The 13507-nt window shown below is 41.8% G+C and carries 11 protein-coding genes; 7 read left to right on the forward strand and 4 right to left on the reverse strand.

Going from position 1 to position 13507, the window contains the following annotated elements:
* Positions 1–21 precede the first annotated feature (21 nt).
* The 6 genes from BTO08_RS11435 to mgtE all read left to right on the forward strand — a co-directional run bounded on the left by BTO08_RS11435 (position 22) and on the right by mgtE (position 5077).
* Positions 22–1491, forward strand: a complete 1470-nt coding sequence (locus tag BTO08_RS11435) for an RNA polymerase factor sigma-54 (protein WP_105061024.1) — start codon at positions 22–24, stop codon at positions 1489–1491.
* A 35-nt stretch (positions 1492–1526) separates the two neighbouring features.
* A complete protein-coding gene (gene hpf / locus BTO08_RS11440) occupies positions 1527–1814 on the forward strand; it encodes a ribosome hibernation promoting factor (protein WP_006647365.1) in 288 nt (95 codons plus the stop codon).
* Positions 1815–1816: 2 nt separating this feature from the next.
* A complete protein-coding gene (gene ptsN / locus BTO08_RS11445) occupies positions 1817–2266 on the forward strand; it encodes a PTS IIA-like nitrogen regulatory protein PtsN (RefSeq protein ID WP_105061025.1) in 450 nt (149 codons plus the stop codon).
* A gap of 39 nt (positions 2267–2305) precedes the next feature.
* Positions 2306–3157, forward strand: a complete 852-nt coding sequence (gene rapZ, locus BTO08_RS11450; protein ID WP_045083930.1) for an RNase adapter RapZ — start codon at positions 2306–2308, stop codon at positions 3155–3157.
* Positions 3154–3426, forward strand: a complete 273-nt coding sequence (locus BTO08_RS11455; protein ID WP_005371131.1) for an HPr family phosphocarrier protein — start codon at positions 3154–3156, stop codon at positions 3424–3426. Before rapZ ends, BTO08_RS11455 begins: the two co-directional genes overlap by 4 nt.
* Positions 3427–3715: 289 nt before the next feature.
* Complete coding sequence (gene mgtE, locus BTO08_RS11460) at positions 3716–5077, forward strand: magnesium transporter (protein ID WP_005371129.1); 1362 nt, start codon at positions 3716–3718, stop codon at positions 5075–5077.
* An 87-nt stretch (positions 5078–5164) separates the two neighbouring features.
* Here mgtE and pmbA read toward each other — a convergent pair whose 3' ends face one another.
* Positions 5165–6508: a metalloprotease PmbA gene (gene pmbA / locus BTO08_RS11465; protein ID WP_105061026.1), complete on the reverse strand. Its 1344-nt coding sequence runs from the start codon at positions 6506–6508 to the stop codon at positions 5165–5167.
* Positions 6509–6621: 113 nt separating this feature from the next.
* Between pmbA and yjgA the strand changes: the two genes are divergently transcribed.
* A complete protein-coding gene (gene yjgA, locus BTO08_RS11470) occupies positions 6622–7146 on the forward strand; it encodes a ribosome biogenesis factor YjgA (protein WP_005371125.1) in 525 nt (174 codons plus the stop codon).
* A gap of 97 nt (positions 7147–7243) precedes the next feature.
* Here the strand turns inward: yjgA and tldD are convergent, their stop codons facing one another.
* The 3 genes from tldD to BTO08_RS11485 form a co-directional block, all read right to left on the reverse strand.
* Complete coding sequence (gene tldD, locus BTO08_RS11475) at positions 7244–8689, reverse strand: metalloprotease TldD (RefSeq protein WP_105061027.1); 1446 nt, start codon at positions 8687–8689, stop codon at positions 7244–7246.
* Positions 8690–8708: 19 nt separating this feature from the next.
* A complete protein-coding gene (locus BTO08_RS11480; RefSeq protein ID WP_105061028.1) occupies positions 8709–9527 on the reverse strand; it encodes a carbon-nitrogen hydrolase family protein in 819 nt (272 codons plus the stop codon).
* Positions 9528–9638: 111 nt separating this feature from the next.
* Positions 9639–13502, reverse strand: coding sequence for a YhdP family protein (locus BTO08_RS11485; RefSeq protein WP_242446268.1), 3864 nt, complete (start codon positions 13500–13502; stop codon positions 9639–9641).
* Positions 13503–13507: the final 5 nt, after the last annotated feature.

Here is a 13507-nt window from a genome sequence, read left to right on the forward strand (position 1 = left end):
CGACAAGGTATATCTACGTTAATGAAAACTTCTCTCCAGCTTAAGCTAGGCCAACAACTGGCCATGACGCCGCAGCTACAGCAAGCTATTCGCCTGCTGCAGTTATCTACTTTGGATCTCCAACAGGAAATTCAAGAAGCCCTAGATGGAAATCCATTGCTAGAGCTGGAAGAAAATGAAGATCTTTCGACAAACGATGATAAAGCTGCGACAGAATCTTCAACAGACGATGCCTCTGACAATATTGATGATATTGAAAGCTTTGACACCGCCGATGTTATCGATACCAATGAAATGCCAGAAGAACTTCCCGTCGATACGACTTGGGATGATGTTTATAGCGCAGGAACAGGCAGTACAGGTATTGCACTTGACGACGATATTCCTGCCTATCAAGGGGAAACCACAGAATCGTTACAAGACTATCTAATGTGGCAAGTACAGCTAACCCCATTTAGTGAAACGGATCTTGCCATTGCAACGGCTATCATTGATGCCGTTGATGAAAAAGGATATTTATCCTGCTCTGCAGAAGATATTCTCGATAGTTTTGATGATGATGAACTTGAGTTAGATGAAGTTGAAGCGGTATTAAAACGCGTACAACAATTTGACCCTCTCGGTGTCGCTTCTCGCAATTTACAAGAATGTTTGTTACTTCAACTGGCGACCTACCCAAAAGATACCCAGTGGCTCACTGAAGCCAAAATGCTGCTGTCTGAACATATTGCTCTTTTAGGCAATCGTGATTACCGACAGCTCATGCGTGAAACCAAACTAAAAGAAGCTGATTTAAAAGCCGTGATGGCGTTGATCCATTCTCTCGATCCTCGTCCTGGCAATCGTGTTATTAATTCAGATACCGAATATGTGGTGCCAGATGTCTCTGTATTTAAAGATCACGGTAAATGGGTCGTCACGATCAACCCAGACAGCGTGCCACGCATTAAAGTTAATGAACAATACGCTGCATTGAGCAAAAACACCCGTAATAGTGCTGATAGCCAGTTTATTCGCACCCATCTGCAAGATGCTAAATGGCTGATAAAAAGCTTAGAAAGTCGAAATGAAACATTACTCAAAGTTGCTCGCTGCATTGTCGAACATCAGCAAGACTTCTTTGAATATGGCGAAGAAGCGATGAAACCTATGGTCTTAAATGATATCGCCCTTGCCGTAGAAATGCATGAATCCACCATATCTCGAGTCACAACGCAAAAATACATGCATACACCTCGAGGTATTTTTGAATTGAAATACTTCTTCTCAAGTCATGTCAGTACGGATAACGGTGGCGAATGCTCGTCTACTGCAATCCGCGCACTGGTGAAGAAACTTGTTGCAGCAGAAAACCAAGCGAAGCCATTAAGTGACAGCAAAATTGCGACACTATTGGCCGAACAAGGCATTATGGTAGCAAGGCGAACTATCGCTAAGTATCGTGAATCCTTAGGTATTCCGCCGTCGAATCAGCGAAAACGTCTAATCTAGATTAATAGATCAGATCCAACAAAAGGAAGATGTCTATGCAAATCAATATTACAGGGCACCATGTTGATGTAACCGATTCTCTTCGTGAATATGTCACGACCAAGTTTGAAAAACTTGAGCGCTTCTTCGATAAAATAAACAATGTCCAAGTTATTCTTAATGTTGAAAAGCTCCAACAGATAGCTGAAGCTACGCTACACATTAACTCAGGGGAAATCCACGCAAAAGCGGATTCTGAAAATATGTATGCTGCGATTGATGAATTGACTGATAAACTCGTCCGTCAATTAAACAAACACAAAGATAAGCTCAACAGCCACTAACTATGCAACTTAGTCATGTATTGAGCCTGGACTGCACTAAAAGTGCAGTCCCTTGCTCCAGCAAAAAGCGCGCGCTAGAACTCATAAGTGAGATAGCTGCCGCTCATCTCGATCAAAACCCACAGCCACTATTCGAATGTATGCTCAATCGTGAAAAGATGGGCACTACAGGTATTGGTAATGGTATTGCGATCCCTCATGGCCGTATCAGTAACAGCGATCAAGCCATTGCCGTACTGGTTCAATGCCAAGAACCGATTGATTTTGACGCGATTGATAATCAGCCTGTTGATCTTCTGTTTGCGCTGTTTGTACCAGAAGAACAATGTAAAGAGCATTTAAAAACGCTTGCAAGCATGGCTGAAAAGCTAGGTAACAAGCAAGTATGTAAACAACTGCGTCATGCAACTAGCGATCAAGAGCTGTATCATATCCTTACCGATGAATCGTGAGCTTTTACTCCATATCCCAATTACCGAGGTAAATAAACCATGATGTTAATGGTTGTAAGTGGCCGTTCTGGTTCAGGAAAATCTGTCGCCTTACGTGTGCTTGAAGATCTCGGCTATTACTGTGTCGATAATCTACCTGTTACTCTACTGCCGCAATTTGTCAAAGACATTGCCCATACTGAGCAAGATATAGCAGTCAGTATTGATGTACGTAACATGCCTCAACAGCCAGGTGAAATACAGCGTATTCTCAAATCACTTGAGAACGATGTTGATGTTAACGTTGTTTTTCTCGATGCTGATGATAAAGAGCTAGTTAAACGTTATAGCGAAACTCGTCGCTTACATCCTTTATCTCGGCAAAATATGACACTAGAACAAGCGATTACCTCTGAAAGTGCCATATTAGGTGATTTAAAAGAGCACGCTGATTTAGTTATCGATACAACGAATAAATCCATTCATGATTTAAGTGAAACCGTTCGTGCTCGCGTATTAGGTCGAGAAGCAAAAGAGCTGATTCTTGTTTTTGAATCATTTGGCTTTAAGCATGGTTTACCTTCAGATGCCGATTATGTATTTGATGTTCGCTTTTTACCCAACCCTCATTGGGTCCCTGAACTCAAACCCCAAACAGGGCTTGATCAAGGGGTAAAAGATTTTCTTTCCAGCCAAAGTGAAGTGAATCAACTTAATTACCAAATTCGTAATTTCATCGAAAGTTGGCTGCCAATGCTTGAAAAAAACAACCGTAGCTATGTCACGGTAGCCATTGGTTGTACTGGCGGCCAACATCGTTCTGTCTATATTGCGCAATCTCTTGCTGACTACTTTGAGCATCAAGGTCAACAAGTCCAAGTTCGTCACCGCACATTAGAAGAAAAACAATGACTGTCCAACGCGAATTATTTATTAAAAACCGACTCGGCTTACACGCACGCGCGGCAATTAAACTGGTTGAACTAGCACAAAGCTTTACCGCAGTGATCACCGTGAGTAATGCTGATGTATCAGCTACCGCAGATAGTGTCATGGGGCTTTTAATGCTTGATTCCGCGCAAGGACAAAAAATCATGGTAAGTGCTGAAGGTTCAGACGAAGTATCAGCACTTAACGCTATTTCCGCTTTAATTGAAGCCGGATTTGATGAAGAAAATTAAACATTACGTTTAAGACTCAATGCCACTCACTTTTCAATTACACTTTAAATAATTTTCTCATGTGTAATTGACAACTAAATCTGAAATTCTGCTTTAATTATCGCTATTATTAATAACTCTGTAGGCAACTGGTGATAACTTTCCGTTAAATAACCTAGTAATTGTGTATGTGATATATGTGAGAAGGATAAATCTACTCATTATACGTAAAACATGTGAGACAAAAGCTAGGTGATTACGTTAAAATTCAGCTTATTGCGCCATCAAAATATAAGTGGGCCTAATACCTATGGCGGATGTATTAGAACAAGATCAAACCCATCAACGACTCCAAGAAGTTAATACTGCATTAGAAAATGGCATGTTTGTCCATGTTCGCCGACTCCTTCAAGAAATGGAGCCGGAAGATATTGCACATCTGTTGGAAGCCTCTCCTCCGAAAGAACGTCAAGTACTATGGCAACTGACCGATCCTGAAGAGCAAGGTGAAATCCTTGATGAACTATCTGAAGATGTAAAAGATGGTATCGTCTCGCAAATGGAGCCAGAGAAACTGGCTGCTGTGACCGAGGGGATGGAAAGCGATGATGTCGCTTATGTACTGCGTAGTCTTCCTGATGAACGTTATCAAGAAGTACTGGCGCAAATGGATAGCACTGACCGTCATCGTATCGAGAAAGCGCTCGCGTACCCTGAAGATACTGCTGGCGGTATGATGAGTACCGACTTCATCACTATTCGTGGTGATGTTACTGCAGATGTTGTCTTACGTTATTTACGTATGCGAGGCGAGTTACCTGAAGCGACAGATGCTTTATATGTCGTTGATAGCAACGAAACCTTAATAGGTCATTTATCTCTTGCAGCACTAATTACGACACAGCCTGATATTGAAATCAAAGATGTGATGGAAGATGCAGATGAAGCCATTCCTGTCGATATGCCTGACAGTGAAATCGCCAATTTGTTTGAACGTCGTAACTGGGTTTCAGCGCCTGTTGTCGATCAAAATAATCTATTACTTGGTCGTATTACTATCGATGACGTGGTCGATCTTATTCGTGAAGAAGCCGAACACTCAATGATGAGTATGGCGGGTATGGATGATGATGAAGATACCTTTGCGCCAGTTTTAAAATCAGCCAAAAGTCGTAGCATCTGGCTCGGTGTTAACGTTTTAACAGCATTAGCGGCAGCATCTGTTTCCAACATGTTTGAAAACACTTTACAACAGATGGCTACTGTTGCTGTATTGATGACTATCGTTCCCTCAATGGGCGGTGTCGCAGGTAACCAAACTGTTGCTCTGGTTATTCGTGGTTTAGCCGTTGGTCACATCGGTGATACCAACACCCGCTGGCTACTAAGTAAAGAGGCACGTGTTGGTTTAATTAATGGCTTTGTTTGGGCGTTAATTATCGGTGCGGTTGTCGTTGTTTGGAAAGGCAGCTTTATGCTGGGAGCAATAATGGCCGGCGCAATGCTCGCAAACTTATTTGTTGCCGGTGTTGCTGGTGTACTGATCCCTATTGGATTGAAAAAACTCAAGATCGATCCAGCATTAGCTGGCGGTATGGCATTAACGACGTGTACTGATATTGTCGGTTTAATGGTATTCCTTGGTCTTGCGACTATCTTCATTACCCCCTAAAAACAGCTCTTTCCTGTAATATGAATAAATAAAAAAAGCCCGAATCATGTTGATTCGGGCTTTTCGTTTTAATCAATTTAGCAAAAATTACTCACCAGCAATCTTCATTGAATCTAATAACATCGAGCCAGTTAAGATCTGACTGCGAGTTTCAGTATCATTACCAATAGCAACGATATTCTGCATCATATCTTTTAAATTACCCGCAATCGTAATTTCAGACACTGGATATTGAATTTGACCATTCTCAACCCAGAATCCCGCGGCACCACGCGAGTAATCACCCGTTACGATATTCACGCCTTGACCCATTAGCTCTGTGACCAATAAACCTCGATCCATCTTCTTCAGCATTTGCTCAAAAGACTCACCGGTCGATTTCACCATCCAGTTATGAATACCACCCGCATGACCTGTTGGTTGCATATTCATTTTACGGGCAGCGTAGCTGGTCAATAAGTAAGTTTGTAGCACACCGTCGGTAATGATTTCACGGTCATAAGTGGCTAAACCTTCGCTATCAAACGGGGTACTCGCCATACCACGTAAAATATGTGGACGCTCGCTAATACCTAACCACTCAGGGAAAATTTGCTCACCTAACTTATCAACCAAGAAAGAAGATTTACGGTACAGATTAGCACCACTGATCCCCATCACTAAGTGACCAAACAAGCCTGTGGCAATATCAGCAGCAAACATTACAGGTGCTTCACGGGTCGTCAGTTTCTGCGCATCAACACGTCCCACAGTACGCTCGGCTGCATGGCGACCAACACGCTCTGGTGTCCACATCTCAGAGGCTAAACGTGAAGTGGTGTAGCTGTAATCTCGCTCCATCTCACCATTTTTACCTTCAGCTATCACACAACAACTGATGCTGTGACGACTTGAGGCATAACTTGCCAACATGCCGTGGCTGTTTCCATAAACACGGACACCGTAATGGCTATCATAGCTTGCGCCATCACTTTGTTTAATTCGAGGATCATAAGCTAATGCGGCTTCTTCTGCAGCAATAGCAATCGCGGCTGCGCGATCGGGTTCTGGCTCATCTGGGTGGAATAAATCCAAATCAGGAATATCACGTGCCATTAACTCTTTCGGTCCAGGCCCTGCAAAAGGATCTTCCGAAGTGTAATTAGCAATATCAAGTGCGGCTGCTACTGTCTGAGCAATTGCTGATTCACTTAAATCAGAAGTTGATGCGCTGCCTTTGCGATTTCCGCGATAAACAGTGATCCCTAATGCGCCATCACTATTAAATTCAACATTCTCAACATCACACATACGTGTAGAGACACTGATCCCTGTTGTTTTGTTAATGGCTACTTCGGCGGCATCCGCTTGTTTACCAGCGACTTCCAGTGCTTTCGCAACCGCAGCTTCCAGTTCAACACGCTGCTGGGCTACCTGTTCTCTTACGTCCATACAATCACTTAAGGTTAGAGTTTTGCTTATTGGTTATAGAATAATGTAATTTACGCCCAAAATCGTTATTAAACTGATAAAATAGAGCTATTGATAGTGTTAGTGAGCCCATTATGAGCCGTAAAAACAAGAAAGCCCCTTGGGATGAAGAAGAAGAAATCATCTGGGTAAGTAAATCCGAGATGAAACGCGACATGGATGCGCTACAAAAAATTGGTGAGGAGTTAGTTGAATTAACACCTAATGCACTTGCTAAGATGCCTCTTGATGACGAAATGATGGATGCAATTAAAGACGCTCAGCGCTTTAATAAAGAAGCACGTCGCCGTCAACTTCAATATATCGGTAAGCAAATGCGCTTTATCGACATTGAACCAATCCAAGCGGCATTAGATAAATTACGTAATAAGCACTCTCAGCATACCGTTGCGCTGAAAAAGCTTGAGCTAAAGCGTGATAAGTTAATCGAAAATGGCGATAGCATGATCAATGCTATCTTAGTCGATCACCCAGATGCTGATCGCCAACATTTACGCCAGCTTGTTCGCCAAGCAACAAAAGAAAAATCACAAGAGAAGCCAGGTAAGGCTTACCGTGAAATTTTCCAATATTTAAAATCTTTATATCTAGAAGACTAAGTGATCACTCACATTTTCTAGCACTGATAAAGTAAAAAAAGCCAGCAAGGTTTATCCCTGCTGGCTTTTTCTTTATCAAATAGACGTGCGAGAAGATTTACTCAGTACCGCCTACTGTCATTGAATCAATTTTCAGGGTTGGCTGACCAACACCAACAGGTACGCTTTGTCCCGCTTTACCACACACACCCACACCACGGTCGATATCTAAGTCATTACCAACCATAGAAACTTGCTGCATCGCTTCAATACCGCTACCAATTAAAGTCGCACCTTTAATTGGACGAGTGATCTTACCATTTTCAATTAAGTAAGCTTCTGATGCAGAGAATACAAATTTACCCGATGTGATATCGACCTGACCACCACCGAAGTTAGGGGCGTAGATACCCTTCTTCACGCTGGAAATAATTTCTTCCGGTGTATGCTCACCAGGCAGCATGTAAGTGTTTGTCATGCGAGGCATAGGTAAATGCGCATATGACTCACGACGACCATTACCGGTAGGCGCTACGCCCATTAGACGTGCGTTAAGCTTATCTTGCATGTAGCCTTTTAACTTACCGCCTTCCACCAGCACATTGTATTGCGATGGTGTGCCCTCATCATCAATGTTAATAGAGCCTCGACGATCAACCAGTGTACCGTCATCAACAATGGTACATAACGGTGATGTGACTTGCTCACCGAGTTGACCGGAGAACATCGATGAACCTTTACGGTTAAAGTCACCTTCAAGTCCATGACCAACAGCTTCGTGTAATAATACGCCAGGCCAACCTGCTCCCAAAACCACAGGCATAGTACCTGCAGGGGCTGCCTCTGCTTCTAGGTTAATCAATGCTTGGCGGATAGCTTCATCAGCAAAATACAATGCTTGGCTTTTACCATCGGTTTCAGTTAAGAACATTTCATAGCCGTAACGACCACCGCCACCCGCACTACCACGCTCACGTTTGTCGCCTTTTTCAACCAGAACACTGATAGATAAACGAACAAGCGGGCGAATGTCTGCCGCATAAGTGCCATCAAGCGCGGCAACTAACACCTCTTCATAGACACCATTGATGCTAACAGACACTTCAGTGACTAATGGCTCTTTAGTCCGAATATAACGGTCAATCTCTTCCAATAATGCAATTTTTTGAAATTTATCAAGACTGCCTAATGGATTAATAGGGGCATAAATACCCGATGGTGTTAGTGGGCTGAAAGTTTGTACTTTGCCACTTCCCCCTTGGCGCACAATACCACGTGCCGCTTTGGCACTTTGCGTTAATGCCAATGGGTTTATTTGATCAGAATATGCAAAACCTGTTTTTTCGCCAGCAACCGCACGTACACCTACACCGCGATCGATATTAAACGAACCATCTTTAATAATACTGTCTTCCAGTACTAATGACTCATGCCAGCAAGATTGGAAATAAATATCGGCATAATCCACATCTCTTGCTGCAATTAGCCCAAGGATATTATGCAGTTCATCACGGCCAAGACCTGATTGGTCTAGCATGGTATTTTCTACGGTGTTAAGGGTCATTAATTCGCTCTTAAATTATTTAGCGCGGTTGAACACAAAATTTGGTATGTTCAGCAACAGGCATGTTGGCGCGGATCTTCTCAGATAATTGTAAATCAATATTGGCAGTCAGAACACCGGTGCCTTGCTGCTGACACGCAACAATTTGCCCCCAAGGATCAATAATCATTGAGTGGCCCCATGTTTCTCGCCCTTCATTATGCTCGCCCCATTGTGCTGCGGCAATCACCCAACACTGAGTTTCAATAGCACGAGCTCGTAATAATACTTCCCAGTGTGCTTTACCGGTTAATTTAGTAAAAGCTGCGGGCACAACAATAATATCAGCGCCTTGTGCGCGTAATGCACTATATTGCAACGGAAATCTTACATCATAACAAATCGACATGCCGATATTGCCATACGGTGTTTCTACAACTTTAAGCTCATCACCCGCTTTAAAAGTATCAGACTCTCGATAGCTACGGTGTTTATCAGCAACATCGACATCGAACATATGTAATTTATTATAATGTTCTTGGAGTTGACCTTTATCGTTATATAACAAGCTGGTTGATGTGATTGAACCATCAGGTTGCAAGATAGGCATTGAACCCAGTAAAAGCCAAATACCTAACTTTTCAGTTAATGCTGATAATTCTTTTTGAAATGGGCCATCATTGAGTGGTTCAGCCCATTTCTGGTAATCTGCTTTACTACCAAAAACTAAAGTATTTTCAGGAGTAACAACCAATTTAGCCCCTTGTAGCTGAAGCCCTTTCACTTTCTTTTTTAATTTAGTGAGATTATGTTCAGGATCGGCTCCCGAATTCATTTGTACTAAACCAATCTTCGCCATGACCTTCTCCCTGAGCCTATACACTCGTTGCTCGCAATCTTTCTAAAGCCTCAATTGCTCTTTCTTTGTTGTACCACTGATAAAAATTAACGCAATATATTCATTTATAGCTTACTTATCAGGTACGGTATATTCGCCCGATAAACGTGAACGCTCAGTAACATCTGGCGATTGAATCGGGCCTGTTACTTGGTAATTGACTTGGGTGATCACATCTAACACTGGCGATAACACCGTTGAAATAGCTAACACATATAACGCTGTTTGTGGCGCAACAGCAAAAGCGGTTAAAACAGGTAAGCCCGAGGTAAAGTCAGGAATAAACTTCACATTTGCATCAACCTTTTCATTCACCAGATCAACCTTACCTTTAATGTACATATCACCTGCTAATGCTTGCATCTTAATATTGTTACTATAAAAGGTGCCTTGCTTAATTGTTCCTGTCCCTTTGATATAGTTAAATGCCAAGCCTTTATCAAATACCCCAGAGAAATCGAGCTGCATTTTTCGAATAATAGAATCTAAACTAAACAGGCCAAGTAATCTCCCTGCGCCAAATGCACCACTGACCAGCCCTTTACCAATATCTGTTTTCACATTGCCATTTAATGTTCGGCGATCCATTGCCCAAGGTGAACCTTGCCATGACGCAGAGATGCTCGTATCAAACGATGCATTTTGCACGCCACCTTCAATACCAAAGCGATTTAAAAAATCAGAGCTATTGTCACCTTTCACCATGAAACTTAACGCCGAATGATTACGATTATCTTTAAAATACCAATGTCCATCAGCATCTAACTTGATATTACCTGCATTAATATTGAACGTTTTCAATGTTAATTGATTTGAGGATTTCTCAAGTACAGCATTGACTTGTCCTAATCGATAACCCTGTAGCCATGCATCCGATACCGTAAGTTTAATCGCAGGGATCGCAGCCATTACCTTACGATCTAGCGCTGTGACTATCGGAGATAATAAAGGAGGCGCTTTTTTAGTAACATCAGCTTGCTGCTGAGTAACTGACTTTTTATCTAATTGTGGAAAGTTAAGATGAAGGGATTTAAAGATCGCATTCACCGTATTTTTCTGATCCCAAGTAATATAGCCTTCAGCTTGTCGGCTCTCTAATTTCGCGGACCACTGATGACCATGTTTGATATGCAAATTAACATCATTCCACACTAACCCGCCCAAGGTTAACTGCTTAACTTTTGCCTCTATCTTATTTGGGATCGGCCATACAATCCCCTCATTACCATGGCTTTTATTGGTGTTTGATTGTTGCCACTTATTCGCAAGAGCAATCCACGGATCAACATTGAATGCCTTAGTATCAATATTCACCACATGTCCAATACCTAATGTTGGCTCAATTTCTTTTTTACCAATCATCAAATCACTGGCTGCTAATTGTGGTTTTCCATCAATAAGGTTCACACGTACTTGGTAAGCCGCATCTGGTAACTGAAGTTGCCCATTAAAAGTTTGTGCATTGCCATCAACATTCACCGTCATAAACTGCGATTGATTAGGCTTAGGTTGATAAGATAACGGATAGGGTAAATCACTCTTTATATGGGTAAGAGGTATTAAGCTTTTTACTTTGTAAGTAAAATCGTCACCTTCTAAATCCACCTGAACATCTGTTTTCCAATCACTGCTACCGGATAAGTGATTTAATAATTGAGCAGGAGCATAAGGTTGTAAACGAGCGACTTGCCAATCGCCAGCCACATTAACATTCACTCGGTAGTGATTGCTTTCAACACTATTACCCGTAAATCCAAGTCCTACCGGTTGTTCAAATAGCTTGCCGCTTAAGCCTTCGGCCCTAATTTTTTCATTATCAAAGGTTAAACTACCGTAAGTATTATCAATAATCAGAGGTGGTGTTTGTAAATCGATACGATTATTTTTAAAAAATACCTGACCTTTCGCATCCACATCACTGCCGTCAAAAGGAATATCAAGTGTTAATTTAGCAGTAACAGGCCCATTCACCCTCACCGTTTGTAATGCGCTCCCCACAGAATCAGCTAATGGCGTTTTAAGCATGTACTCTGTGACATCTTTGCCGCTAGCAGCAAGATCAAGTGCTAGTTTCAAATGTCCATCAGGGGATAATTTTGCACCACCAACCACATTAGAACCGACTGCTGATAGCGTTTTTACATAACTGGCATCGAGCGTCATGCGATCATTTTTAAAGCCTAAATTAAGATTGAGATCAGTTAACAATGGCCAATCAGGATCAAACTGGAATTTTGCTTTTTTCAGTGGGACCTTAACTTCAAAGACACCATCATGATTAGGATAAGGGAATGTGTTTAAAGGACCAAACCACAGTAGCTCAGCATCTTTCACCGTACCGCCTTTTATAGCGGTAGCTAGATAATGGGTTAATTTATTACCAAGCGCTGGGCGAGGTAAATAACGCCATGTTTGCCCTGCATCTTTAACAGACACTTCACCATAAAAAGCCAACCATGCTGGCGCTTTTTGATAAAAATCGAGTCTAAATTGCCCTTTTGCATTGAGATCTGGAGTGGCAACACTCAATTTATCGCTCCATAAACTGGTGCCTTGATTATCATGTTTCCAATACGCATCAATCGTCGCGTCATTGATCTTTAATGGTTTAGGAAAAACCTTACCATAAGGCAGAGCATCATCATCGACTCGAATGTTCACTGTACCTTGTGTTGTATCACCAGCAATACGCGCATTTAACTTATTAATACCAGGTAATAACTGCCACTGCTTAAACGCTAAATCATCCAGATTTAATGAAAAATGAATCGGCTTATCTTGCTCACCTGCAACCCGAATTTTTGTCACCAGTCCTGTCGGCTGTAACTCGGTGATAGCTTCCGTAATGCTGTTAGACTTGGGTAAAAAAGATCGCAATGGTAGTAATCGATCTAATTTGATATTGGTCAGTGCCGCTTTCCAATTTACAGGATGCCATTGCTTATTAAGTGAAAATTGCGCTGCGACATCAAATTTAGGCCACGATATCTTATCGGTAGTAATATCAAATTTCTCAGTATCAATACGCCATACTCGTTGCTGCTTATCAAAGGTAGGATTTAGCGCAACAACACCACCATTAATAATAATTTGGTGGGATTTATGTTGAGTCGTCCAATCAATATGACTTTTGGCAAGTTGGATCATCGCTGAACTTATCGTGCCTTGATCTAACGATAACCACGCTTGCATACTCAATTTACTGTCTGAAATATCAGCAACACCAGTAAATTTTTTATTTAGCCACGGTGTGACCGAAATATTTTTTCCTTTGAGATATAGCGTTCCATTAAGACTAGACAAACCACCTTGTTCGGTAATATCTGCTTTTATGTCAACTTGACCTAATTGACTATTAATCAATCCAACAGAACCTTCAGCAAAATGATGCCCTCCCTCATTTCGCCAGTTAAGTTGTGTAACGGCTAAATGTAGTGCTTTACCAGAAGGAGAAGGTACGGTGACCGTCGCGTTTTTTAATGTGACATTATTAATACGCGTGAAAAAAAACTGTTCTAACCGTTTAGCAAAAGAAATATCAGAAGAGGGTTTTGAAGCACTACGTGGGAGTTGTGTAATATCTAAATCGAATTGCTCAATCTGGACATGTTTAAAGACGGGTCTAAATGTCATCACCGACTGCCAGAAATCTAAATAGATCTCGGCTTGTCCAACCTTAACTAATGGGGCTGAATGATTATTCTCAGCCACCGATAGTTGATTAAATTTTATTTCGGGGCCCGATAGTAGCCAGCGTCCATCAATATTTTCTACCGATATTTTCGTATGTGTTTGCTGAGAAAGCCATTGTGCTATTGGCTGACGATAATGGTCAAGGTGAGGAAGAGAAAAGCGGATAGTGCTGATCAAAATAGCCAATGTTACTGCAACAATAACCACTATCCACAATACACCACGTAAGGTTTTTATCACCATACGGT

Source organism: Photobacterium angustum (assembly GCF_002954615.1).
GTDB classification, from domain to species: domain Bacteria; phylum Pseudomonadota; class Gammaproteobacteria; order Enterobacterales; family Vibrionaceae; genus Photobacterium; species Photobacterium angustum_A.

Coding starts and splice junctions, on each gene's coding strand:
- BTO08_RS11435 (WP_105061024.1), top strand. CDS start 22: ATGAAAACTTCTCTCCAGCTTAAGCTAGGCCAACAACTGGCCATGACG.
- BTO08_RS11455 (WP_005371131.1), top strand. CDS start 3,154: ATGACTGTCCAACGCGAATTATTTATTAAAAACCGACTCGGCTTACAC.
- pmbA (WP_105061026.1), bottom strand. CDS start 6,508: ATGGACGTAAGAGAACAGGTAGCCCAGCAGCGTGTTGAACTGGAAGCT.
- BTO08_RS11480 (WP_105061028.1), bottom strand. CDS start 9,527: ATGGCGAAGATTGGTTTAGTACAAATGAATTCGGGAGCCGATCCTGAA.
- hpf (WP_006647365.1), top strand. CDS start 1,527: ATGCAAATCAATATTACAGGGCACCATGTTGATGTAACCGATTCTCTT.
- ptsN (WP_105061025.1), top strand. CDS start 1,817: ATGCAACTTAGTCATGTATTGAGCCTGGACTGCACTAAAAGTGCAGTC.
- BTO08_RS11485 (WP_242446268.1), bottom strand. CDS start 13,502: ATGGTGATAAAAACCTTACGTGGTGTATTGTGGATAGTGGTTATTGTT.
- rapZ (WP_045083930.1), top strand. CDS start 2,306: ATGATGTTAATGGTTGTAAGTGGCCGTTCTGGTTCAGGAAAATCTGTC.
- yjgA (WP_005371125.1), top strand. CDS start 6,622: ATGAGCCGTAAAAACAAGAAAGCCCCTTGGGATGAAGAAGAAGAAATC.
- tldD (WP_105061027.1), bottom strand. CDS start 8,689: ATGACCCTTAACACCGTAGAAAATACCATGCTAGACCAATCAGGTCTT.
- mgtE (WP_005371129.1), top strand. CDS start 3,716: ATGGCGGATGTATTAGAACAAGATCAAACCCATCAACGACTCCAAGAA.